General features: G+C 71.5%; 14 protein-coding genes. 10 read left to right on the top strand and 4 right to left on the bottom strand.

Translation table 11 applies throughout. The features are described 5' to 3' along the window. Positions 1 to 127: 127 nt before the first annotated feature. The gene (gene cpt, locus AC07BF_RS24995; RefSeq protein ID WP_363585771.1) at positions 128 to 694 is read right to left on the bottom strand and encodes a chloramphenicol phosphotransferase CPT; all 567 of its coding nucleotides are present in this window, start codon (positions 692 to 694) and stop codon (positions 128 to 130) included. 250 nt (positions 695 to 944) lie between these two features. Here cpt and AC07BF_RS24990 point away from each other — a divergent pair, with 250 nt between their 5' ends. From AC07BF_RS24990 to AC07BF_RS24980, 3 genes are read left to right on the top strand one after another with little or no spacing between them, the layout of a single operon-like run. Further along, positions 945 to 2,111, top strand: coding sequence for a terpene synthase family protein (locus AC07BF_RS24990; protein WP_363585770.1), 1,167 nt, complete (start codon positions 945 to 947; stop codon positions 2,109 to 2,111). After that, positions 2,108 to 3,523 carry a cytochrome P450 gene (locus tag AC07BF_RS24985; RefSeq protein WP_363585769.1) on the top strand — a complete coding sequence of 472 codons (1,416 nt, stop codon included), beginning with the start codon at positions 2,108 to 2,110 and terminating at the stop codon, positions 3,521 to 3,523. Before AC07BF_RS24990 ends, AC07BF_RS24985 begins: the two co-directional genes overlap by 4 nt. Continuing rightward, positions 3,520 to 4,917 carry an NAD(P)/FAD-dependent oxidoreductase gene (locus AC07BF_RS24980; RefSeq protein WP_363585768.1) on the top strand — a complete coding sequence of 466 codons (1,398 nt, stop codon included), beginning with the start codon at positions 3,520 to 3,522 and terminating at the stop codon, positions 4,915 to 4,917. The genes AC07BF_RS24985 and AC07BF_RS24980 overlap by 4 nt, the downstream gene beginning before the upstream one ends. A gap of 141 nt (positions 4,918 to 5,058) precedes the next feature. Here the strand turns inward: AC07BF_RS24980 and AC07BF_RS24975 are convergent, their stop codons facing one another. After that, positions 5,059 to 5,283: a hypothetical protein gene (locus AC07BF_RS24975; RefSeq protein WP_363585767.1), complete on the bottom strand. Its 225-nt coding sequence runs from the start codon at positions 5,281 to 5,283 to the stop codon at positions 5,059 to 5,061. A gap of 243 nt (positions 5,284 to 5,526) precedes the next feature. Here AC07BF_RS24975 and AC07BF_RS24970 point away from each other — a divergent pair, with 243 nt between their 5' ends. Further along, a complete protein-coding gene (locus AC07BF_RS24970) occupies positions 5,527 to 6,870 on the top strand; it encodes a GH1 family beta-glucosidase (RefSeq protein WP_478333946.1) in 1,344 nt (447 codons plus the stop codon). A gap of 504 nt (positions 6,871 to 7,374) precedes the next feature. Beyond that, positions 7,375 to 10,032 carry a SpoIIE family protein phosphatase gene (locus AC07BF_RS24965; protein ID WP_400985998.1) on the top strand — a complete coding sequence of 886 codons (2,658 nt, stop codon included), beginning with the start codon at positions 7,375 to 7,377 and terminating at the stop codon, positions 10,030 to 10,032. Between the two features lie 81 nt (positions 10,033 to 10,113). On the opposite strand, the gene AC07BF_RS24960 is transcribed toward AC07BF_RS24965, so the two are convergent. Further along, positions 10,114 to 11,139 carry an alcohol dehydrogenase catalytic domain-containing protein gene (locus tag AC07BF_RS24960; RefSeq protein WP_478333945.1) on the bottom strand — a complete coding sequence of 342 codons (1,026 nt, stop codon included), beginning with the start codon at positions 11,137 to 11,139 and terminating at the stop codon, positions 10,114 to 10,116. 397 nt (positions 11,140 to 11,536) lie between these two features. After that, positions 11,537 to 12,664 carry an NADH:flavin oxidoreductase gene (locus tag AC07BF_RS24955; protein WP_478333944.1) on the bottom strand — a complete coding sequence of 376 codons (1,128 nt, stop codon included), beginning with the start codon at positions 12,662 to 12,664 and terminating at the stop codon, positions 11,537 to 11,539. Between the two features lie 443 nt (positions 12,665 to 13,107). Between AC07BF_RS24955 and AC07BF_RS24950 the strand changes: the two genes are divergently transcribed. From AC07BF_RS24950 to AC07BF_RS24930, 5 genes are all read left to right on the top strand, one after another. Beyond that, positions 13,108 to 14,787: a DUF885 domain-containing protein gene (locus AC07BF_RS24950; protein ID WP_478333943.1), complete on the top strand. Its 1,680-nt coding sequence runs from the start codon at positions 13,108 to 13,110 to the stop codon at positions 14,785 to 14,787. Between the two features lie 624 nt (positions 14,788 to 15,411). Continuing rightward, positions 15,412 to 20,037 carry an AAA domain-containing protein gene (locus tag AC07BF_RS24945; RefSeq protein ID WP_478333942.1) on the top strand — a complete coding sequence of 1,542 codons (4,626 nt, stop codon included), beginning with the start codon at positions 15,412 to 15,414 and terminating at the stop codon, positions 20,035 to 20,037. Further along, positions 20,034 to 20,885, top strand: a complete 852-nt coding sequence (locus AC07BF_RS24940) for a hypothetical protein (RefSeq protein ID WP_478333941.1) — start codon at positions 20,034 to 20,036, stop codon at positions 20,883 to 20,885. Before AC07BF_RS24945 ends, AC07BF_RS24940 begins: the two co-directional genes overlap by 4 nt. Positions 20,886 to 20,947: 62 nt before the next feature. Further along, entirely contained in the window at positions 20,948 to 22,294 is a 1,347-nt protein-coding gene (locus AC07BF_RS24935; RefSeq protein WP_478333940.1) for a hypothetical protein, read from the top strand. 175 nt (positions 22,295 to 22,469) lie between these two features. Beyond that, entirely contained in the window at positions 22,470 to 24,650 is a 2,181-nt protein-coding gene (locus AC07BF_RS24930) for a DEAD/DEAH box helicase (RefSeq protein ID WP_478333939.1), read from the top strand. The last annotated feature ends 499 nt before the right edge of the window (positions 24,651 to 25,149 follow it).

Here is a 25,149-nt window from a genome sequence, read left to right as displayed (position 1 = left end):
CGGTCCGTTGTCGGGCACTACGTCTGCCCTAGTCCCCTCCCTTTCTCCCCTCCCTCCTCCTCGCCCGTCCCGCTCCTCCTTCACGCCGGCCCCAGGGGCCTGACCTGGGCCTGGGCCCAGGCCCAGGTCACCCGCCCACGGGGGCGGATCCGGCGGCGCCGCCCCCGAGGTGGGCGGCAATCCTCCGCGCGCACTCCAGCGACTCGGTGCGCGAGGTGTCCACCTCCAGGTCGTAGCGCACGCCCTGGTGGACCAGCTCCGCCTGCGAAGCGGCCATCCCCAGGATCCGGTTCCCCCGGGCAAGCTCCCGGCCGGTGGCCACCGCCGCCTCGCAGCGGACCCCGACCCACAGCACGTCCAGGCCCACGAGTGCCTTCTCCCAGCGGAGTTGGGACTCCGACCGGCCGAGGAAGACCTCGTCGACGATCACCCGCGCGCCCGCCCCCGCCATGGCCGCGACCCCCGCGATCCACGCCGCCTCCAAGGCCCGGAACGCAGCCCCGACGCTCACCCCGCCATCGGCCGCGAAGCCGATGCCCCCGTCCGTATCGTGCAGGGACGCGGGCGCCGCCTCGATCAGGGTGTCGACCCCGACCGTCAGCCAGGGCTCCGGCAGCACCGCCTGCAGGCACCGGGCGATCCCGGACTTGCCCGAGCTGGAACCGCCGTTCAGCACAATCACCTGAGTCGCCATCCCGCCACCGTAGCCACTCCGGCACCACGTCCCAACCGGTTATCGGACGCCCGGCGAGAGCCTGGCCGCCGAGGGGTGGGGCGCGTCGGGAGGGGGTGGGACTGGTCACGGTCCGTGTCGACGTGGTGACGGCGCGATCACTCGTGCGGGGGAAAAGCGATGGTTGCGCTTTGAACAGTCGCGGTGGCTGGCCAGACTGGTCCTTCTCCGACCGGCCGGTCGGAGGTGGTGAGCGAGGGGGAGCACGGGCATGGGCATTTCGCCGTACCGCGGCATGTGCGGCCTCGCCGCCGAGCACCCCGGAGGCCCGGACCTCCTCGCGGGAGTCGCCAGACCGGCGCCGCACGGCGAGGCCGACGCCCTCCGCCGGGACGTCGGGGCGTGGCTGGTGGCGAGCGGCGTGCTCGGCGGTGACGTCCAAGGGTTCCTGGCACAGGGCCACCTGGACCTGGTGGCGGAGGCGTGGGGCGACGTTCCCCGGGGTCCGCGGCTGGTCGCGGCGGCGAAGTGGCTGGTGCTCACCTGGATCCTCGACGACCGCTTCGACGACCAGTGGATCGGCGGGCCCGTCACGGCGGCCCGGCGGACCGTCCGGGCACTCACGGACGTCCTGGGCGGTGGTTCGGGCGGCGGTTCGGACGGCGTTCTGGGTAGCGTTCCGGGCGGCGGCTCGGGTGGCGGCTTGGGTGGTGCTTCGGACGGCGGTTCGGATGGCATCGAGCCGCCCGGCGACGCACTCGTCGAGGCGTTCGCGGTGCTGTGGCGGGAGACGGCCGAGCTGACGCCGCCGCAGTGGCGGTCGCGCTACGCGGCGTACTTCCGCGCGTACCTGGACACCTCGCTCGGCTACCTCGACGAGACCCCGCTCCGCGACACCGCCTTCCGCGACACCGCCTTCCGCGACACCGCCTTCCGTGACACCCCCTTCCAGGACCTCGGGGCCGCCGCCCCGGCCGGCGCCGTGCAGACCGTCCCCGAGTACCTCCGCCGACGGGACCAGGACGGCGCCGTGTCGTGCGCGGCGGGCTGGATCGAGCTCGCCCACGGCCTGGACCTCGCCGACGAGGTGTTCCGGCACCCGAGGGTGGCGGACCTGCTGATGCGCTTCAACCACGTCGTCTGCTGGGTCAACGACCTCTACTCCGCAGAGGGGGAGTCCGCCGCCGGGAACGGCAAGAACCTGCTGCGCTCGTTCACCGTCCACGAGGGCCTGGCCCCCGAAGAGGCGTCGGCCCGGCTCGGGGCGCTGTGCGAGGCCGAGTCGACGACGCTGGAGTTCCTGGCGGACGGCATCGCCCGCGACCCTTCGTCGCCCGGCGAGGTGCGGGCCTTCGCCCTCGGACTGGTCCGCTTCACCCGCGCGCTCATCCACTGGACGGCGACGGCCGCCCGCTACCATACGGAGTCACCGCGATGATCCCCCGTCCGCCCGGCGGCCTGCCGCTGCTCGGGCACCTGGTGCCGTTCCTGCGCGACCCGCTGGCGTTCCTGCGTTCCCTGCCCCGGTACGGCGGCCTCGTCCAGATCAGACTGGGGCCGGTCTCCGCGGTGGTGGTCTGCGACCTGGAGCTGACCCGGCACGTCCTGCGCGAGGACCGGGTCTTCGACAAGGGCGGGTTCCTGTTCGAACGGGTCCGCGACTTCGCCGGCAACGGCCTGGTGACCTGCCCCCACGCTGACCACCGCCGCCAGCGCCGCTACGTCCAGCCCGCCTTCCGCGCCGACCGGATCGCGCGGTACACGGAGGTGATGGCCCGGGAGGCCCGGCGGCTGGCCGGGTCCTGGAGCGACGGGCAGGAGGTCGACATCACCGCCGAGTTGAGCCTGGCCGCCGGGCGCAGCCTGGTCTCGACCTTGTTCACCCGGCTGCCGTTCACCGGCCTCCAGGAGACCGTCGACGACTTCGTGCTGCTGATCGGCGGCTCCTACCGGCGCATGCTGCTGCCCCACCGGCTCAACCGGATCCCGCTGCCGGCCAACCGCCGCTACGACGCCGCCCGCAGCCGGCTGGTGCGCCTGGTCGACGAGGTCGTCACCGCCTACCGCGCGGATCCGGAGGACCGGGGCGACCTGGTGTCGACGCTGGTGGCCGCTGACGCGGGCGGGCAGGCGCTCTCCAACGCGGAGGTCACCGACCAGGTGATGACGATCTTCGCCGCCGGCTTCGACACCATCGCCAACTCCACCGTGTGGGCCCTGCACCTGCTCGCCCAGCACCCGGACATCGCCGATCGGGTCCGGGCCGAGGTGGACGCGGCCCACGTGGACGCGACCGGGGTGACCGTGCTCGGGGTGAACGCGCCCGAGGCGGACGCGCTCGGTGTGGACGCGGCCGAGACCGACGCCACCCCGGCGGCCGGCACGTCGGCGAGCGTGGACGGGCTGGAGCTCACCACCCGGGTCGTCCGCGAGGCCGTCCGGCTGTACTCCCCGGGCTGGCTGCTCACCCGCGTCACGGCCACCGACACCGAACTCGGCGCGCACCGCCTGCGCGAGGGCACGACGGTCGTCTACAGCCCCTACCTCCTGCACCGCCAGTCCGCCCTGTTCCCCGACCCCGACCGCTTCGACCCCGAGCGGTGGGTGGGCGTCCACCCGCAGCGCGGCCCGTTCATCGGCTTCGGCGCGGGACCGCGCCGCTGCGTCGGCGAGCAGTTCGGCATGACCGAGTCCGTCCTGCTGCTCGCCACGATCATGCGGGCCTGGCGGCTGGAGCACGTCCCCGGCCGGACCGTCCGCGAGCTGCCGCTCGCCACGCTGCGCCCCGGCCCGGTGTGGATGCGCGCGACCCGCCGGGACGGCCTCGCCTCCACCGGAGCCGCCGGGTGAGCACGGCCCTCGTCCTCGGCGGCGGCCTGGCCGGCACGCTGGCCGCCGCCGCCCTGGCGCCGCACGCCCGGACCGTCACCGTTCTCGAACAGGACGTCCTGCCCGTCCTGCCCGGCCCGCGCCGGGGCCTGCCGCAGGGCGAGTTCAGCCACATCCTGCTCGGCGGCGGCGCGGACGCCGTCGAGGAGGTCCTGCCCGGAACGCTCGACGCCCTGCTCGCCGCCGGCGCCCACTACCGCTCGATCCCCGCCGGCCTGCTGATGCGCCTCGGGCCGGGCTGGCTCCAGGGCTTCGACTCGCCGGCCTACCTGATCGCGTGCAGCCGCCACCTGCTCGACCACGTCGTGCGGCGGCGGCTGCGCGAGCAGGCGAACGTGACGGTCCGCGAACGCACCTCCGTCCTCGGCCTGGTGGGCGGCCCGGGCCGGATCGTCGGGGTCCACATCGAGAACCCGGACGGCTCGCGGGAGACCCTGCGGGCCGACCTGGTCGTGGACGCGACCGGCCGCCGCTCCCGCGCCCCGGAGTGGCTGCGCGCGCTGGGGGTCAAGGGCCTGTGCGAGGAGACGGTGGACGCCGGACTCGCCTACGCCGCCCGGGTGTTCGAGACGCCGGGCGGAAACGAGGGCTTCCCGGTGGTGAGCATCGTGCCCGTCCCGGGGCGTGGCCGGCCCGGTCGGGGCGCCACCATCATCCCGATCGAGGACGGGCGCTGGATCGTCACGCTCTCCGGCACCCGGGGCGGCGAACCCGCCAGGGGCGAGCGCGAGTTCCACGACTTCCTGAAGGCGCTGGACCACCCGGTCGTCCACGACCTCGCGCGCGCCGCCCGCCCGCTCGGCCCGATCCGCACCTGCCACGGGACACTGAACCGCCGGCGCCGCTACGAGTGCTACGAGGGCGGCCCGCTGGCCGGGTTCGCCGCCACCGGCGACGCGGTGGCGGCGCTGAACCCGGTGTACGGGCACGGCATGACGGTCGCCGCCCAGTGCGCCGCCGCCATCCGCGCCGCCGTCGACAGCGAAGGCCTGCATCCGGGGGTGAGCGCACTGATCCAGCGGCGGATCGCCAGGGTCGTCGACACGCCCTGGGACATGGCCAAGGACCAGGACGAGGGCTTCCCGGACGCGCTGTCGAGCCACCCCGCCACCGCCGCCGGGCCCGCCGCCGTGTTCACCCGCTGGTACACCCGCCGGGTGCTGGGCGCGGCCCTCACCGACCCCGCCGTCTCGGCCGCCTACTTCGAGGTGTTCTCCCTCGCCGCCAGACCCGCCCGGCTGGCCAGGCCCGCGGTGGCCCTCGGCGCACTGCGACCCCGGCGTGCCCACCCGCCGACCGCCGGCCAGGCGATCGCCCGCTTCCCGGGGGTGGCCGCACTGGCCGGGCCGTACTGACCGGCCCGGACGGTCGGAACCGCCCAACCTCCCGCTCCGGCACTCCAGTTCGCGCCGTCGCCGTCGTCGCCGCCCTCGGGCGCCCAGGTCCCGTCCCGCCAAGATCGGTCGGACGGACCCGGGGCGACCTGACGGCGTCGGTCACCGAGCCGCCGCGGCCATGGCCTCGCGAACGGTGATCAGGCATGGATCGCAGTAGCGGTCCGGGCCCGCCGACTCCCCGCCGCCCGCGGCCGGCGCGACGCGCTGGGCGGGTTCGAGGAAACGTCCGCACAGGGACGTCGACGAGTCGTTCTTCGTCACCACGTGCCACACCACGGCCGGCGGTGACACCGCCGGGTCGTGCTCGGCCCACATCTCGTACACGGCAGCCTCCCGAATCGCTGGGGCCCGGTCACCCCATGCAACCTCCCTCCCCGGCGGTCGGCCACCGGACGGGGCCCGGTGGGATGGCGCGCGGGCGGTCGGGGCCCGTCCGACCACTCCCGCCGGGGCGCGCGCCGCGCTCCTCCGGCCGGGTTTCCCTTGTCGTGGTGGCCGGTTGCCCCTGGCGTTTCGGTGTCGCGTCAGTAACATGAGTTCCCCTCACGTTCACGTCAGGAGGCAGTCATGCCGGACCGCTACGACCTGCCGACGGGGTTCCGCTGGGGCGCCGCCACCGCCGCCTACCAGATCGAGGGGGCGGTGACCGAGGACGGCCGCGGGCCCTCCGTCTGGGACGTCTTCGCCGCCCGCCCCGGAGCCGTCCGCGACGGCCACACGGGCGCGGTGGCCTGCGACCACTACCACCGGTACCCCGAGGACATCGCGCTGATGAAGAACCTCGGGCTGGACGGCTACCGCTTCTCCATCGCCTGGCCCCGCGTGCTCCCCACGGGCAGCGGTCCCGTGAACCCCGCCGGACTCGCCTTCTACGACCGCCTGGTGGACGCCCTCCTCGACGCCGGCATCACCCCGCTCCCCACCCTCTTCCACTGGGACCTCCCGCAGGCCCTGGAAGACGGCGGCGGCTGGTTGAACCGCGACACCGCCCACCACTTCGCCGACTACGCCGCGATCGTGACCGACCGCCTCGGCGACCGCGTCCCCGCCTGGATCACCCTCAACGAGCCCTTCGTCCACACCGTCTTCGGCTACGCCCTGGGCACCCACGCCCCCGGCCGCACCCTGATGCTGGAGGCCCTCCCGGCCGCCCACCACCAGCTCCTCGCCCACGGTCTGGCCGCCTCGATCCTCCACGACCGCGGCCTGGAGGTGATGCTCTCCAACAACCTCACCCCGGTCGAGCCGGCCACCTCCTCCGACGCCGACCTCGCCGCCGCCCAGGCCTACGACGCCCTCCACAACCGCCTGTTCACCGACCCTGTCCTCCTCGGCCGCTACCCCGACCTCTCCGCCCTGGGCGTCCCCGACGACCTGTACGGCGCCATCCACCCCGGCGACACCGACCTCATCGCCGCCCCCGGCCTCGACGGCCTCGGCCTCAACTTCTACAACCCCACCCGCATCGCCGCCCCCACCGAGCCGGGCCTCCCCTTCGACTTCGTCGACATCCCCGACGTCCCCCACACCGCCTTCGGCTGGCCCGTCGTCCCCGACGCCCTCCGCCAACTCCTCCTCAACCTCCGCGACACCTACGGCAAATCCCTCCCACCCATCACCATCACCGAGAACGGCTGCTCCGTCACCGAGTCCACCACCCCCGACCAACCCCGCATCGACTTCATGTCCGCCCACCTCGACGCCCTCGCCGCCGCCATCGCCGAAGGCATCGACATCCGCGGCTACTACACCTGGTCCCTCCTCGACAACTACGAGTGGGCCGAGGGCTACCACCAGCGCTTCGGCCTCATCCACGTCGACTTCGCGACCCAACAGCGCACCCCGAAGGCCTCCTACACCTGGTACCGCGACCTGATCGCCGCCCACCGGACCCACCGATCGAGGTCGTAGCAGCCGTTGCGGCCGGAGCCGTCGGCGAGCCGGCGCAGCGATCGACCCCGTCTTCCGGCCGTGGTCGCTGTCCGCCGACTCCTGAACCTGGGTCCAGTCGGCCCGGACAGGTTGGCGGCTCACTCGGCGCCGACCGGGTGTGCCTCCCCGCACTGCCGCGGCGACTCCTGCGAACCGCGGACCTTCGGCGTCGGTTCGAGCTGATCGGAGCCGCTCCTGCCCACCGGCCGGCTCCGGGTCCGGTCCCTTCGACGGCGTGCGCCCGGCCGGTCGCGGGGCGGGTGAGCCGTTCGGTGTTGCGGCGGGACATGCTGCCACCTGCGCTTCGCCCCCATCAGCGTAGTGTGGCCCGCTCGTGCCCGGGGCGCGGTGGATCATGGGTGTATGGCCAGAGACACGGGCCGCTCCTCCTGGCTGCCCCTGCGCCGATCGGGTAGCCGTCGTGAGCGGCGACACCCACGCTCAGCCCCGCGGGAGCAGTCGGCGCATCGCCTGTGGTCGGTGATGAGCATCCGGAGTGTCGCCGGTCAGATGTTCGTCCTACAGGTGCTCATCGTGCTGTTGCTCGTGGTGACGGCCGTCGTCGTGCTGCTGGTCCAGTCCCGCAGCGACCGGTTCGACGCGGCGCGCGGTCGCACGCTCGCCGCGGCCCAGGCGTTCGCCCACGGTCCCGGCCTGGTGGCGACGATGCAGGGCCCCGACCCCAGCGCGGTGCTCCAGCCGCTGACCGAAGAGGCCCGCACGGCTGCCGGGGTCGACTTCATCGTGGTGACCGACCGCAACGGCATCCGGTACACCCACCCCGATCCGGAGCTGATCGGCAAGATGTTCATCGGCACCATCGGGCCGTCGCTGCACGGCCAGGTCACCGTCGAGGACGTGCACGGCCCACTCGGCTCCGAGTACCAGGTGGTCGTCCCGGTGGAGGACTCCCACGGGGCGGTCGTGGGCATCGTGTCGTCCGGGATGAAGGTCTCCAACGTGAGCAGCGCGTTCAACCGCCAGCTGCCGGTCGTCCTGGGCGTCGGCGCCTTGGCGCTCGGCCTGGCCACGGCCGGTACGGCGCTGGTGGGCAGGCGTCTGCTGCGGCAGACCCGCGGCCTGGGGCCGGAAGAGATGACCCGGATGTACGAGCACCACGACGCGGTGCTGCACGCGGTGCGCGAGGGCGTGGCCATCGTCGGCGGCGACGGCCGGGTCCTGCTCGCCAACGACGAGGCGCGCCGCCTGCTCGACCTGCCCGCCGACGTGGAGGGGCTTCCCGTCGCCGACCTCGGCCTCGCCCCCCGCACGGCCGAACTGCTGATCTCCGACCGCGCGGTCACCGACGAGGTGCTCCCCGTCGGAGACCGCCTGCTGGCCGTCAACAGCCGCCCCACCGACAGCGGGGGAGGCCCGGCGGGCAGCGTCACCACCCTGCGCGACTCCACCGAACTGCGCGCCCTCGCGGGGAAGGCCGAGGTCGCCCGCAGCCGGCTCAGGCTGCTGTACGAAGCGAGCCTGGCCATCGGCACGACCCTGGACGTCCGGCGCACCGCGGAGGAGCTCGTCCGGACGGCCGCCCACGAATTCTGCGACTACGCCACCGTCGACCTCGCCGAGGCGGTCCTGGACGGCGAGGAACCACGGGCCCTGGTGGTCGATGCCCCGGTGGAGCTGCGGCGGGTGGCGCTCGCGGGCGTCCGGGACGATTCGCCGCTGTACCCCCAAGGGGAGCTGGTCAGGTGGGATCGGGGCACCCCGCAGGCGGCGGGTTTCGTCAGGGGGCGCCCCACGCTGGTCGCCGAGCTGGCGACCGACGCCGGCTGGCGCATGCAGGACACCGAGCGCACGCAGGCGGTGCTGGAGTTCGGCCTGGCATCGCTGATCGCCGTTCCGCTGTCGGCACGGGGCGTGCTGATGGGCATCGCCTGCTTCTGGCGCAGCCGTGACCGAGGTCCCTTCGAGGACGAGGACCTGTCCCTGGCCGAGGAGCTGGCCGCCCGGGCCGCCGTGTCCATCGACAACGCCCGCCGCTACACGCGCGAGCACACGATGGCCGTCACCCTCCAGCACAGCCTGTTGCCGCGCGCGTTGCCCGAGCAGAGCGCCCTCGACATCGCCTACCGCTACCTCCCCGCCCAGGCGGGGGTCGGCGGCGACTGGTTCGACGTCATCCCGTTGTCGGGCACCCGGGTCGCGCTCGTCGTCGGGGACGTGGTCGGCCACGGCCTGCACGCGGCCGCGACCATGGGCCGCCTGCGCACCGCGGTCCAGAACTTCTCCACCCTCGACCTGCCGCCGGACGAGCTCCTCGGACACCTGGACGAACTGGTCGCCCACATCGACCAGGAGACGGCGGCAGCCGAGGGCGAGCTCGCGATCACCGGCGCCACCTGCCTCTACGCCATCTACGACCCCACCACCGGCATCTGCGCCCTGGCCCGGGCGGGCCACCCGCCGCCCGCCCTCGTCCACCCGGACGGCACGGTGGAGGTCCTCACCCTTCCCGCCGGTCCGCCGCTCGGCCTGGGCGGGATGCCCTTCGAAGCCACGGAGGTGCGGGTGCCGCAGGGCAGCAACCTGGTCCTCTACACCGACGGCCTCATCGAGGACCGCACCCGCGACATCGGTGTCGGCCTGGACGTCCTCACCGCCACCCTGGCCCGCGCCGACCGATCGCCCCAGGAGGTCTGCGACGCCGTGCTCGACGCCCTGCTGCCCGTCCGCCAGACCGACGACATCGCCCTGCTCGTCGCCCGTACCCGGGTGCTGGCGCCCGATCGGACCAGCGAGTGGGACGTGGCCGCGACCCCCGAGGCCGTGGGCAGGGCGCGGGCCGAGGCGACCCGGCAGCTCACCGAGTGGGGCCTTGAGGAGGCCGTGTTCGTCACCGAGCTGGTGCTCAGCGAGCTGGTGACCAATGCCATCCGCCACGGGACCGAACCGATCAGGGTGCGGCTGCTGTACGACCGCACGCTGATCTGCGAGGTCGCCGACACCAGCAGCACCGCCCCGCACCTGCGCTACGCGGCCGCCGAGGACGAGGGCGGTCGCGGCCTGTTCCTCGTTGCCCGGCTCGCCGAGCGCTGGGGCGTGCGCTACACCCCCTGGGGCAAGATCATCTGGGCCGAGCAGTCGCTGCAGCCGAGCGCCTCGATGGCCTGGCCCGTGATCGAGTAGCCCGTGATCGAGTAGCCCGAGTAGCCGGGGGAGGCCTGTGGTGGTCGAGTAGCCGGGGGAAGCCCGTGTGGTCGAGCCGGATCAGCCGGTGGTGAGCACCATCCGGAAGCGGGCCTTCCCGGCGAGCATCTTCTGGTACGCCTCCTCGGCGTGGTCCAGCGGCACGGTCTCGGTCATCGGGCGGATGCCGTGCAGGGCGCTGAACGCCATCGTGTCCTCCACGTCCTGCGCGGTGCCGGACGGGTGGCCCCGGACGACGTTGGCACCCATGAGCAGTCCGGCCGGACTGATCGCCATCGGAGCGGTGTCCGCCCCGATCACCACCAGCTCCCCGCGGGGGGCCAGCCCGTCCAGGGTGGACGCGATGGCCTCGGAGTTGCCGGCGGTGGCCAGCACGGCCCTGGCGCCGCCGAAGGACTGCAGCGCCTCGGCGACCGGGGTGCCGGCGGTGCTGTCGACGTAGTGGTGGGCGCCCAGTTGCTCGGCGAAGCCGGCCTTCTCGGCGCCCCGGGCGATCGCCACGGTCTCGAAGCCCATCGCGACCGCGTACTGGACCCCGAGGTGCCCGAGGCCGCCGAGCCCGAGCACCGCGACCAGGTCGCCGGGCCGGGCGGTGCTGCGCCGCAGCCCGTTGTACGTGGTCACGCCCGCGCAGGCCATCGGCCCGGCATCGCCCGCCGTCAGTTCGTCGGGGATCCGGGCCAGCGCGTCGGCGGGCGCGATCACCTTCTCGGCGAAGCCTCCGTCGTACGCCCATCCCGGGACCTTCAAGTTCCGGCACACGATGAAGTCGCCCTGGCGGCACGGCTTGCAGTGGCCACAGCTGCCGCCGAACCAGCCGACCGCCACCCGGTCACCGATCTGCCATCCACGGTCCCGAGTGCCTTCGCCGAACTCCTCGATGTGCCCGGCGATCTCGTGTCCGGGCACCTCGGGGAACGACACGCCCGGTAGCGCGGCGTTCACGAAGAGTGTGTCGGAGTGGCAGACGCCGCACGCCTCCACGGCGATCCTCACGTGGCCGGGTCCCGGCTGCGGCACCTCTCGCTCGGCCGGTCGGAGCGCACCGCCCGGGGCGGTCGCCTGTGCCACTCGATAGGTACTCATTGTCAGCGCTCCTCCGGGAAGATGATCAGCGCTCCTCCGGGAAGTCGCCGCCGTGCGTCGGCAGGCTGCTCAGGGGTCCGTCCGGGAGGTCTTTTCTTCACCATAAGGCCGCACGGGACACTGCGCAGGGCAGTGGGAGCAGCAGGCCGAGGAGGCATTCGGCCGGGTCGGCGGGGTGAGTTGGCGGTGTCGGCTTTGATGACGGCCTGTTCGGTGGACCGAGGGCCACCACCGGCGCCACGGCCTCGTCCGTGTCGACTTCGTCCGAAAACACGGCTCGTGCAAGCTTGTTGACATCTCTTACGGCCGGCGCGATCCTGCGGGACTCCGAAGGGACCCGGCCCCGCTGTACTTGCCGCTGTACCTGCCGCGCGGCCGGGTCCTCGGGGGCTGGTGGTCAGCTGAGGGTGCGGAGCGCGTCGGCGTCGTACGGGCGCAGCTCGGCATGGCGGCCGGAGAGGACCTTGGCGGCCCACTGCGGGTCCTGGAGGAGGGCACGGCCGACGGCGACCAGGTCGAACTCGTCGCGCTCCAGCCGGTCGAGCAGGTTGTCGATGGCCTGGACCGGGGAGCCCTCGCCCCTGAAGGCACCGACGAAGTCGCCGTCCAGGCCGACCGAGCCGACGGTGATGGCGGGGCGGCCGGTGAGCTTCTTGGTCCAGCCGGCCAGGTTGAGGTCCGAGCCGTCGAACTCGGGGACCCAGTAGCGGCGGGTCGAGGCGTGGAAGGCGTCGACGCCGGCCTCGGCGAGCGGGGTGAGGACCGCCTCCAGCTCCTGGGGGGTCTCGGCGAGGCGGGCCTCGTAGTTCTCGGACTTCCACTGCGAGTAGCGGAAGATCACCGGGAATTCCGGGGAGACGGCCGCTCGCACCGCGGCGACGAGCTTGGCCGTGAACTTCGTCCGGGCCACCGGGTCGCCGCCGTAGGCGTCGGTGCGGCGGTTGGTGCCCGCCCACAGGAACTGGTCGAGCAGGTAGCCGTGGGCGCCGTGCAGCTCGACGCCGTCGAAGCCGATCCGCTCGGCGGCCGCGGCGGCCTCGGCGAACGCGCCGATGACGGCGTCCAGATCGGCCCGGGTCATCGCCCGGCCGGTTCCCTCGGTGCCGTCCAGCCGGATCCCGGACGGGCCGACGGCGGGAGCGTCGGCGAACGGCGGGTCGCCCTGCCGGCGCACCATGCCGATGTGCCAGAGCTGCGGCACGATGGTGCCGCCCGCCGCGTGGACGTCCTCGGCGACGCGAGCCCACCCGGCCAGCTGCTCCTCGCCGTGGAAGCGCGGGATGTCGTCACTCTGGCCGGCGGACTCGTGGCCGACGTACGTCCCCTCGGTGATGATCAGGCCGACGCCCGAGGCGGCGCGGCGGGCGTAGTACGAGCGCACGTCCTCGCCGGGCACGCCGCCAGGGGAGAACCTGCGGGTCATCGGCGCCATCGCGATGCGGTTGGGAACGGTCAGCCCGTTGAGCGTGACGGGCCGGGACAGGATTTCGGCCGCGCGGGAGGCTGCGGGCTCGGTGACGGTCATGGGATCCCTCGTGGGTGCCGGTGGAGTGCGCCGGGGCGGAATTGGTTGCCTGTGCAAACAACCCGGGCGGCCCCTGCATTTCGCCGACGGCGCGAAACCCGCTGTGATCAGCGCCACTGCGCGCCGGAGGGGGCGGCCGTCTCGTCCGGCCCGGCCGTCTCGTCGGGGCCGGACGTTCGTGCCCGGCCGTGGCCCAACCCGTCTGCTGCGGTGCGGACTTGGCGGCCGTCCGGGGCGGGCGGGCGGAGCCTGGCTACAATCACGACGTGTTCGACGGCCTGAGGGCTTCCGCCGGCGCTCCGGACTCGTCCACGTCGGCTTCGCGGCGCAGTGACTTCGCGGCGCACCGACTTTGCGGCGCAGCGACTTCGCGGCGCAGCGGCGCACCCCGAAGGCCTCCTACGCCTGGTACCGCGACCGATCGCCGACCGAAGGAGCTGACGATGACTCCACGACAGATCGCCGACGACTACGTGGCCCGGGTCGCCGCACACGATCCCGTCACCTCCACGTCCCTGGGCCTGGCCCCGGGCGACGACCGGATGCCCGACCTGTCGCCGGACGGCGTCGAGGAGACGGTCCGGCTCGCACGGGAGGCGCTGGCGCGCCTGGACGCAGTCCCCGAGGCCGGGCCCGACGGGGATCCGGCGGAGCTCGTGTGCGCGCGGCTGCTGCGCGAGCGGCTCGACGCCGAGGTGCGGGTGCACGAGGCCGGCGAGAACTTCCGCGCCGTGCGGAACCTGCACACTCCGGTGCACCAGCTCCGGGGCATCTTCACGATGATGCCCACCGCCACCGACGACGACTGGGCCCCGGTCCTGGGCCGGCTGCGCAACCTGCCCGCCGCGCTGGACGGCTACCGGGCCACGCTGGCGGAGGGCGTCGCCCGCAAGCTGCTCGCCGCGCCCCGCCAGGCCGACGTGCTGTGCGCGCAGCTCACCGCGTGGACCGGCGAGACGGCCGGGGGCCCCGGCTGGTTCGCCGAGTTCGTCACCCCCGCGCCGCAGCGGCTCCGCCCCGAACTGGACACCGCCGCGAACGAGGCGACCGCCGCCGTGGCCGCGTTCCGGGACTGGCTCCGCGACAGCTACCGGTCCGCTGCGGAAGGCACGCCCGACGCCGTCGGCCGCGAGCGCTACCTGCTCGGGGCCCGCCGGTACACCGGCGCCGACCTGGACCTGGACGAGACCTACGACTGGGCCTGGGAGGAGTTCCACCGGGTCTGGGCCGAGCTGCGCACGGAGGCCGAACGGGTGCTGCCCGGCGCCACCGTCCGGGAAGCCCGGGCCCACCTGGACCAGCACGGACACACCGTGCGCGGCGCCGAGCAGATGCGCGGCTGGCTGCAGCAGCTCACGGACGACGCGATCGAGGCACTCGACGGGCGCCACTTCGACATCACCGGCCCGCTGCGCCGGGTCGAGACCAGGATCGCCCCGGCCGGCAGCGCCGCCGCGCCGTACTACAGCGGGCCGAGCCTCGACTTCGCCCGCCCGGGCCGGACCTTCCTCCCGCTGGCCAACGGCGACGCGCAGGAGCGGTTCCGCACCTGGCGCCTGGTCAGCACCTGGTACCACGAGGGCGTCCCCGGGCACCACCTGCAGCTCGCCTCCTGGACCGCGGCGGCGGAGCAGCTGTCCCGCTACCAGGTCACCCTCGGCAAGATCAGCGCCAACGTGGAGGGCTGGGCCCTGTACGCGGAGCGGCTGATGGACGAGCTCGGCTTCCTCACCGATCCCGGGCGCCGCCTCGGCTACCTCGGCAAGCAGATGATGCGCGTCGCCCGCGTCATCGTCGACCTCGGCATGCACCTGGAGAGCGTCATTCCGGCGGGCTCCCCGTTCCACCCGGGCGAGCGCTGGACTCCGGAGCTGGCCACCGCCTTCATGGCCGACTACGTCGGTCTGGCGCCCGTCCACCTGCACAGTGAGATCGTCCGCTACCTCGGCCGGCCCGGCCAGGCCATCGGTTACAAACTCGGCGAGCGCGCCTGGCTGGCCGGCCGCGAGGCGGCCCGCCGCCGGCTGGGCGCCGACTTCGACCTCAAGCGCTGGCACATGAAGGCCCTGCGGCAGGGCTCCCTGGGCCTGGACGACCTGGAGGCAGGCCTGGCAGCGCTGTGACCGCCGGCTGACGGCCCTGTGCCCGCCGTCGATCGAGATGGACGTACGGACGCACGGACGCACCCGGCCCGGAGACTCCGCCGGGTGGAGTGAGCTGCCCGGTCGCGGGGCACCAGGCCTCCTGCCACCGGTGCCCCGCCACCGTCGCCCGTCCAGCATCCTGGCGTCCGGCTGTACCGCCAGGAAAACCCCAGCTCAGGTCGCATCCCCACCGAGATCGCCCACCGGCTCGTCAGAACGAGGTGTCCGGAGAGGCTCCGGGGGCCGTGGGGTCGACAATTGAGGTGTCGTGGGAGTTGCGGGCCCTGCCTAGGCCGAGGTAGTGAGCAGGACGTCGCAGTACCGAGCCTTCGCGCCGTCAGCCACCCGACCGCGGCCTTGTCGAAGAAGGCGAGCGCCCCCCTCGTTGCGGCCGAGCGACTCTAGTGCGCGGCGAGCCGCGCGCACCCATTTGCCGCTGTCGCATAGATGTTCGTTTCAGCGGGGGTTGGGATTGGATGGACCAGATGAGACTCGGCGTATATAAGACATCACGCGGCGTGTAATCGGCCATGTTGTTGTTCTCTCCCTCCGGCTTCGGCTGTCACCCCCATCCTGGAACGTTCGTCACCGACCGAGGGGAGAATGGTGAGCGTTCCACGGCGACATGCGGGTGATCCCGATGTCATCGGCCAGACCGCTGCGCTGGTCGGGTTCCTGCGCGAGGTCGTACAAAGCAGCCATCAGAGGCTTCGGGACACCCGCTCGTGGAGCCCGCTCTGGCTGGCGGACCTTCCGGTGAGGGTGCCCCGGCCGTCCGACGAGGACGATCGGCCGTTGCTGATCTTGGACCATGTTCCGCAGGCGGCAGCGCCGGAACTTCCGTCGGTGCTCGAAGGGTGGATCGACGAGCGGCTCTGCCAGGACGCGGATGCTGTGGATCCGCCTCTGGCGGAGGAGGGCCCCTACCGGAGGTGGGTGCCGGGGGCAGACGATCGCGATCGTTGGCAGGACGGTGAAGCAACCGTTGCGAGGGAAGAGGCAGAGGAAGTCCTGCGGGCGTACGGGCCGTGGCTCGCGCGCTGGCGGCTTTGGGCCGAACGCGAGCGGGTGGAGAGGCCGCAGCGGGAGCTCTACGAGAAGGTCTACCACTGGCACCAGCAACTGGTGCAACAGGACGACCAGTATGAACTTGTGCTCGCGGTGGGCCTCCTGACCTGGAGCGAGCCGAATGGCGGGGTGATCCACCGGCATGTGCTCTCGCGCCGGGTGGAGACCCAGGTGGATCGGCGGACCGCGCGGATCACCGTACGCCTCACGAGCAGCGGGGCGGTCCGCTTGGAGGACCGGGACTTTCTCGACACGGACGACGGATGGGTGGCGGAACGCTCTGCGGCGTTCGGCGAGGAACTCTCCGCGAGACCCCTCCACCTGCTGAGCGGGGAGGCGCTGGAGTGTCTCGCCCAGTGGCAGGACCTGGTACTGCCCCGGCCAGTCGCGTTCAGTGCCAACTGGCGCCCTCCGGCGGGGCCGGAGGTGGGGGCCAAGCTGACCTTCGCGCCGGCTCTCCTGATGCGACCCAGGGATCGTAACGCGGTGCTGGGCTTCTACGACCGCATCGCCGAGAGCGTGGTGTCGGAACGCCAGGCCCCCCTCGGACTAGCGCAGTTGGTGATGTCACTGGATCCCGAGGACAGGAAGAGTTGGGGCGGAAGGCAAGCCCCCGCTCTCTTCGGTGAAGAGCCGCTCTTTCCCGGCAAGACCAACGCCCAGCAGCGCTCGGTCCTCCAGCGGCTGCAGCGGGATACCGGCGTGGTGGTGCAGGGACCGCCGGGCACCGGGAAGACGCACACCATTGCGAACCTGGTCTCCGCACTGCTGGCGCAGGGGCAGCGGGTCCTCGTCACCAGCGCGCGGGACCAGGCGCTGACGGTCCTCCGGGACAAGCTGCCCCCGGCCGTCCGGGACCTCTGCGTACTCCTGCTCAGTAGCACTAGTCAGGACGGCGCGAACGAGCTCGAACGCACCATCAACGCGCTGAGCGACCAGGTGGCGATGGGTGACACCGACCAGTTACGAGAGGAGATCCGCCGACTGACCCAGCGCCGGTACGAGGTGCGCAGCAGGATCAAACTGCTGACGGAGCAGGTGATCTCGTTGCGCGAAGCGGAGGTGTACCAGCACCCGGAGGTCGCTCCGGGCTACGCGGGGACGCTCGCTGCGATCGTGCAGACGGTGCAGGACGAGGCGGTACGACTGAGCTGGATCGGGAGGCTGCCCGACCGGGCTCCGACGGTGCCTCCGCTGTCGCCCATTGAGGCGGAGGAGTTGCTCGCACTCTTGAGAGAGGGGGCCGGGCAGTGGGCGGAGTCCGGCGTGTTCCAGTCGGCCGAGACCCTGCCGACGCCTGGCCAGGTCGCGGCAGCCCTCGCCGCGAGCCAGTTGAGCATCAGCGGGCTCTCGTCGGCCGCCGTCGAGGTGCGAAACGTGCTGGCCTCGCTGGAGACCTCTGCCACCGACCGGCTGACGGCACTGCTCGACTCCGGTCGAAGTCGGCTGCACCGTCTGGGTGTTCCGTGGGAAGCCACACGTTGGGGAGGTACAAGCTGGGTGGTGTGTGCCCTGACGGATCGGCTCGCGCGGCGCCACTCCGATCTCTGGCAACGCGTCACCGATGTGGCGGATGTCCTCTCCGAGGTGGCTGGCGGTCTCGACCGGATCGGTCTGCGCACGGTTGTCCTTCCGGACGCACTGACGCCGGAGCGTGCCAACCGTATGGCGGCTACGATCCCCGCTCTGACGAAGTACCTTGCCGGGGGACGCCAGTTGCGCACACGATTCGCGTCCAAGGCACAGCGAGAGGCTGATGAACTCCTGAGCACCTGTCGGGTGGACGGGAAGGCGCCGGCCACCGAGGATGATTTGAGTGCTGTCCTGGCGTACTTGCAGGCCTACACGGCACTCGCGGCTGTGGCTGGCCGCTGGGAACAGGTGGATGCGGCCCTTGCGGAGGCGCCGTTGGAGGTGCGGTTGGCCGCGATGCGTGAGCGGTACCGGCATCTCGCCGAGGTCGACGAGTTCGGCCGGATCCGCGAGCAGGTCGACGAACTCCTCGTGCGCGACGGTGTCTACCTCGACCTGACCCGCCCGCAGGCATGGCAGGACTTCACTGAGGCCGTGTCGGCGCTGGCCGGGCGGCAGCGCGCGGAAGCGGCGTCGGCGAGGATCGAGCGGTGGGACCAACTGCTGCGCGGCGTGGACGACGGCGCGGCGCCGCCAGTCGAAGCCCTCGGTATGGCTCAGGCCCTGGCCGACCGTGACGTGGACCGGTACACCAAGGAACTCGAAGCGCTCGCTGCGGCCCAGCGGCGGGACCACCGGCGGCGGCGTTGCGCAGAGCTACTGGAAGGCTTGCGGGCTGCGTCGCCCGCCCTCGCGGGCCGACTCGAAGCCGAGGCCGAGAACCCGGCCTGGGACGAGCGGCTCGGCCGGTTCGGGGAAGCGTGGGCGTGGGCGAGGGCGTGCCGGTTCATCGACGACGAACGCGCACCCGGCCGGGAGCAACGTCTCGACGGTGAACTGAGCGAGCATGAGGCCAAGCTTGAGGAGTTGACGGGGGACCTCGCCGCCGCTCACGGCAGGCTCCATTGCCTGGTCCGGATGACTCCGGAACAGCGTTCGGCTCTGCAGGCCTACCGCACTCACATGGCTTCGTACGGCAAGGGCAAGGGGAAGAGCGCTTCCCAGTTCAAGGCGGCAGCCCGCAGCGCGATGAACATCGCCCAGGGCGCTGTGCCGGCCTGGGTGATGCCCATCGGGCGGGTGGCTGAGATGATCCAGCCGAGGCAGGACGCCTTCGACGTGGTGATCGTTGACGAGGCCAGCCAGGCCGGTATGGACGCGCTCTTCCTGCTCTGGCTCGCGCCACGCATCATCGTGGTCGGTGACGACAAGCAGTGCACACCCCCGGTCACCGGATACGGCCGCACCCAGCAGATCCAGGACCGGCTGACCGCGCACCTCCCGGAAGTTCCCGCCCACCTGCGTCAGCTCTACATGCCGCACTCCAACCTGTACCAGCTGCTGTCGGCACTCTTCCCGGCGACGATCCGTCTGCAGGAGCACTTCCGCTGCATGCCCGAGATCATCGGCTGGTCGTCGGAGACCTTCTACACCCCGCCGGGTCTCATCCCCCTCCGGCAGTACGGCGGAGAGCGGCTCGATCCACTGCTGACCCACTACGTCGAGGGCGGAGTCGCGGAAGGGCGCGACAGTCGGATCCGGAACCCGAAGGAGGCTGCGGCGATCGTCGACTGCCTTGCCGAGCTGACCACTGATCCGGCGTACGAGAACAAGACCATGGGCGTCATCGTGCTCCAGGGGACGTTCGGCCAGGTCAGGCTGCTGGAACAGCTGATCGAGCAACGCCTGCCCGCTCCGGTACGGGAACGCCATCGCATCCGGGTGGGCACCCCGGCGCAGTTCCAGGGGGACGAGCGGCACGTCATCCTGCTGTCGATGGTCGTGGACCGGGTGCGGCGCATCGCTGGGGGAATGCGGAGCGAGCAGCAGGCGTACAACGTCGCGGCCAGTCGCGCGCAGGATCAGATGCGGCTCTTCTACTCCGTGCCGCTCGACCAGCTCAAGTCCGGCGACCTGCGGCTCAATCTGTTGGGATACATGCAGAATCCGCCCGCAGCTCTGGCAGAGGCCGCCGATATCGGCGCCGTGCTGCCAGATGTGCGTCGCACTCCCTTCGACTCCCTCTTCGAACAGCAGGTCTACCTGCGGTTGAAGGACCGCGGGTACCACGTGGTGCCGCAGTATCCGGCCGGAAGTAAGCGCATCGATCTTGTTGTCGTCGGTGCACGAGGTCGACTGGGTGTGGAATGCGACGGCGACTACTACCACTCGACCCTCGACCAGATCCGGCACGATCACCAGCGCGACCGCGAACTGCAGCGCGTCGGATGGCGGTTCTGGCGCATCCGCGAGAGCGAGTTCAGGTTCGACCCGGACGAAGCCTTGGCAGGTCTGTGGCAAGAACTCGACCGCCAGGGGATCCACCCGGCCAACTACTGCCGATCGTCCGCGCCGCCGGGAGACGCGCAGCTGTGGGCGCCGCTCGAACTGCCGGGCGGTGCGGAGCTCCCCGACGAGGGGGCGGAAGACCATGAGCCCGAGGTGGCGAAGAGCCTCGACGACGGGGACGGAACCCACACCGGATCCGACCCCAGCCCGGAATCCGATTCGACCGAAGGAACGGTATGAGCCAGTCCCAGACCAGGCAGCACGACCTCACACTCGACGAGAACACCCTCACGGAGCTTGCACGCGTCGTCGCGGGCGACGATGACCTCTACTACCGCCGTGGTTTTGAGATTGCGGGTTTCCTCAAGCGGGCTGGCTGGCAGGGCCTTCCTGAGTACGACGGCCAGTACCGCAGGGACTGGGCGACCGAACTGCTGTTGGAACGACGGGATCAGCCGGGGGAGATCGAGAAGGTACTGCTCAGGTTGGCAGATCCCCGCGAGTACCTCGATGAGCCCGGCCTGCTCGCCGACGTGGTGGCGGCGGTCAATTCCTTCCTCATCCACGAGGGGTACCGGTTGGAGAACCCCGGCGGCAGCGCCCGGCTCGTTCCCTGCGACCCGGCGTTGGCGCATCCGACGCACTACGGGGCCGCCGAGCTCAAAGTCGTGATGGCTGACCTCATCGCGGACGAGGCCATGGCCGATCTCCTCCAGTGGCGGCTGGACGAGGCCCGGACGTGTTACGCCAACGGTGCCCACGTCGCGGCGATCATCATGCTCGGCTCCCTGTTGGAGGGTGTGCTGCTTCGGACCGTGGTGGAACGCGACCCCTCCCTCCTCGGTCGGGAGTCCGAGGACAGCGTCAACCTGGACAAGTTGATCAAAGCGTGTCACCGGGCGGGGTGGATCGGCGCGGATGCCGAGAAGTTCAGCCACGAACTGCGCAAGTACCGGAACTTCGTCCACCCCAAGGCGGAGTCCCGAGAAAGCCACCGGCCGGACCGCGACACCCTGAGCATCTGCTGGCAGGTGGTCAACGCAGCCCTGAACGACCTCGATGAGACGCACCCTGGCCGTGCGCGATAGCCGACCGGAGACCGACCGACACCGAGCTGCGGGAACCGCAACCCACTGAAGGAGAGACCCTGGTGAAGAAGGCAGCTGCCGTATTGAAGGACCTCGCCCAGCCATGGAACGTGTCGATCCACTCGACCTCCGGCCTGGCTGGGAGCGTCGCGGAAGTCTCCGAGTCGGACAACAAGGAACGGCGAGAGAAGAACCAGGAACTGCTGCGGCGAAAGCCGGGACTGGGCGCCGTGCCCGTCGGTGACCGCAGGCAGTCGATCGAGCTCGCCCCGTGGAAGCTGCTGCACACGCTCGGCCGGGCCAACGTCCTGGCGCGGCAGGGAGCGGGCCGGGGGCTGGCCGAACACTGGGCGAGCCTCAAGTACTGCCAGGCGCTGGCTGGTAACCACGGGAGGTTCATGACGCTGTCCGACGAGGGCCGCAATCCGATGCGCCACTACAAGGCGGTCCAGTCGGGGGAGCTGGGGATCGGGTTCGCCCTGGCCGTCGCCCAGGAAGTCCTCAGGCGGCGGTACCCGGACCACTCGGTCTCCGTCATCGATGCTGAGATCGCTCTCCGGGCGGGGTGGACGTTGACCGGCAAGGAGGACTCGTCTCATCGGGCAGCCAAGCGTCCGCATTTCTTCCTGGAGGTGTGGAAGCCTGGCGAGCCCTCCAAGGTAGTGCTCGTTGCCTGCAAGGGCCGGCACGGCAAGGCTGCGCAGGTACACGCCCAGTTGTCCACCGCGGCAGCGCACGTCGAGGCGGTGCATATCGGAAAGCCGGACGAGACGCCGGCCATGGTGTTCGGCACGGAGATCCCGGGCAAGGACCCCATCACCCTCCACCTGCTGGAGACCCAGGGGGACGGGGTGTTGCACCTCCCCGCCGGAGCCCGTGAGATCGACCTGGATATCCCGCCGGAGGACCATGCCGTCGTACCGGGAATCGACCTCGCGTGGGGGACCGGTGAGAAGCCCCGAGTGGTGTCCGGTTATCACGTGCGGCCAGAAGACTACACATGGTTCCGCCGCGTCCTCGCGCACGTGGACGCGGCGGGTCTGATGGCCTTCTCGGGAGGGGGCGAGCCCACTGCGCGCTATCTGTCGCAGCGGCAGGGGAAGCGCCACTTCGAGCATTACACGCATGCGGGGACGGGCATCGTTCAGGACATCGCGTACTCCATGCACGGCATTGACTTCGTGGGCACCGACCACGTCTTCCGGCTGAACGGCACACGGGTGGAGGCCTTCTCTGGGATCGCGAGGGACCTTTTCGAGGACCTCGCGGCCGGCCGGGTCGAGCAGTACCGGTACAAGGCCCATGCCCTGCGTTCGGAATGGCCCGAGGAGGCGTGGGACGCCAAGTGGGACGGGCCCGTCTCACTGAGCCAGGACGGTTCGGTCATGGCCATCAGGGTCCTGCGCTGACCTTCGGCCGGTAAAGCGCGACTCAGGCGGCCGCGGTGAAGGGGATTCGTCTTCACCACGGCCACCGGGCGGCCGGGGTGTGGTCCGGAATCCGGGGCGGTCGGCGGTGCCTGGATGGAATCATGTGGACGCCCGGAGAGGGTGCCGCATGGTCGAGTCGGGACAGGAGCCGTAGGTGGGAGAGAGGCAGCGGGCCGTCCGGAAGCCCAAGGTCGTGCTCGCGGACGGGGAGCGGCTCCATGCGGTCGCCCGCGCGGTCGTCGACGATCACCAGGGTGCTGTCGAGCACGTGCGCCGGGCCGCGGCCGGTCTGCGGGGCCAGTTGGTCCGCGACGAACTGGACGGCATTCCCGTGGCCCGGCTGAAGGACGTCACCGAGGGGCGTCTGCGCGTCGGAGCGTTGGAGGCCGCCGGGATCAGGACCGTGCGGCAGGTGGTGGACACCACGCCCTACACGCTCCAACTGCTGCCCGGAATCGGAGCCCAGAGCGCTCTCCAGGCCATCGCCGCCGCCGGGCAGATCGCCCGGGCCGCCGAGCAGGCCGTGGCGATCCGGCTGGACGTCGACCACCAGGACGCGGCCGGCACCGCGCTGGTCGTCGCACTCCAACGGCTGGTCGCCGCCGGGCCCGAGGCGAGACGGGCCAGGGAACTGGCGGAGCGTGTCGCCGGCGAGGCCGCCGCCCTGATCGCCGCCGCCCAGCCGGCCCGGGGCGTTGTGAGAGGCCTGTTCGCCGGGCGGCAGCGCCGACAGGAGGCGTTCGCCGCGGTCGATCGGTTGGACGCCCTGCTCGCGGAGACGGAGGACCGAGGAGCGTCCATGCTCTTCGCCCAGGCCTCGGTGGACCTCCTCCGCCCACTGGCCACGGACATCGAGGCCTGGGCGGAGTTCGAGGTCCGCTCGGCCGACTTCTACAGCATTCTGGGCGAGTTCGCGGGATCCGGCTCCGACGGGCTCACCGCCTCCGAAGGCTTCCTCCCGGAGAGCCTGTCGGACCGGGTCCGGGCCGAGCCGCTGGACGACACCCGGTGCACGGTCTCGCTCCGTGGCTACCAGGCATTCGGTGCCCGCTTCGCCCTCGCACAGAAGCGGGTGATCATCGGCGATGAGATGGGCCTCGGGAAGACGATCCAGGCGATCGCCGCGCTCGCGCATCTCCGGGCGCACGGGAGCGCACACTTCCTCGTCGTCTGCCCGGCCAGCGTCCTCATCAACTGGATCAGGGAGATCGAGTCGCGCAGCACGCTGAGGGCGTTCCGATTCCACGGCCAGGAGCGGGAAGCGGCGCGCACCGAATGGCTCGGCAGCGGAGGTGTCGCCGTCGTGACCTTCGACGGACTGCGTCGCCTGGAGGTCCCGGAGGACGTCACGGTCGGCATGGTCGTGGTGGACGAGGCCCACTACGTCAAGAACCACAGCACGAAGCGCTCGCAGGCGGTGGCCGAGTGGACCGACCGCGTCGACCGCGTCCTGTTCCTCACCGGCACCCCGATGGAGAACCGGGTGGAGGAGTTCCGGAACCTGGTCCGCTATCTGCAGCCTGATCTTCTGCCCGGAATCCACAGCAGTTCGGCCGCCGCAGGCCCGACGTCGTTTCGCAAGGCCGTTGCACCGGCCTACCTGCGCCGCAACCAGCGGGACGTCCTGACGGAGCTCCCCGACGTCGTTCATGTCGACGAATGGGAGGAACTGTCGGCGTCCGATCTCGTCGCCTACCGCTCGGCGGTCGCCGAGGGGAACTTCATGGCCATGCGCCGTGCCGCGTACGCGGACCCGGCAGGGTCGGCGAAGCTGCTGCGGCTGATGGAGGTCGTCGACGAGGCTGCGGAGAACGGGTTGAAGGTCGTTGTCTTCTCGTTCTTCCGGGATGTCCTGCGGGTCGTCCAGGACGCTCTGGGGCAGCGTGCTCTCGGCCCGCTCGACGGAGGCCTGGACGCTGTCCGACGACAGGACGTGGTGGACGAGTTCGCCGCCGTGCAGGGCCATGCGGTGCTGCTGAGCCAGATCCAGGCCGGCGGCGTGGGACTGAACATCCAGGCGGCGTCGGTCGTCATTCTCTGTGAACCCCAGGTGAAGCCCACCATGGAGAGCCAGGCGATAGCCAGAGCCCATCGAATGGGCCAGGTCCGGCGTGTACAGGTGCACCGCCTGCTGGCCGCGGACAGCGTCGACCAGCGGATGGTGGAGATTCTTCGCGCGAAGAGCCAGCTGTTCGACGACTACGCGCGCCGCAGTGACGTGGCCGAATCGACTCCTGAAGCGGTCGACGTCTCGGAGCAGTCGCTGGCTGCGCTGATCGTGGAGGAGGAACAACTGCGCCTCGCCCGGACGGCTGCCGACGGTGCTGCGACCTGACGCCGTGACCGGGGGCGGTCGCACGTCCGTCGCTCGACGTTGTGGCGGGGCCGGCAGGGGCCGGCAGGGGTAGACCTGTGCGGTCCCGGGCTGGGCGTTTGTTTCGGGGCGCTGAACAGGGGTACTGTCTCCCAGTCGCTCGGCAGGGAGCACCGGACACGCAACGGCGCGGACGGTCCCGGGGCGGCCAATCCTCTTGAAACACCACCTCCTGGTTCGGGCTGGGTCGCGTCTTGTCGCGGCTTGGTTCCTATTCGGCGTGTTCGTTTTATCGGATTGCGGCCGATTCGCTTTTCGGAGCGGGGCTCGGTTAGAGTTTGAAACGTCGGACGGGGCATAAAGCCGCAGAAGACGCCAGTGAGTTGGATGAACGAAGCGCCGGAAACGGAGCGGAAAACGTCTGATAAGCTGGGAACACGAAAGAACGAAGCGCCCGGAGGGCCCGCTGGAAGGCGGTCCGAAGGAAGTGTCCGTTCCTTGAGAACTCAACAGCGTGCCA

It is taken from the genome of Kitasatospora sp. NPDC043950 (assembly GCF_056435345.1).
Note: the sequence above shows the minus strand (reverse complement) of the source record. Positions and strands in the feature narration are given on the sequence as shown.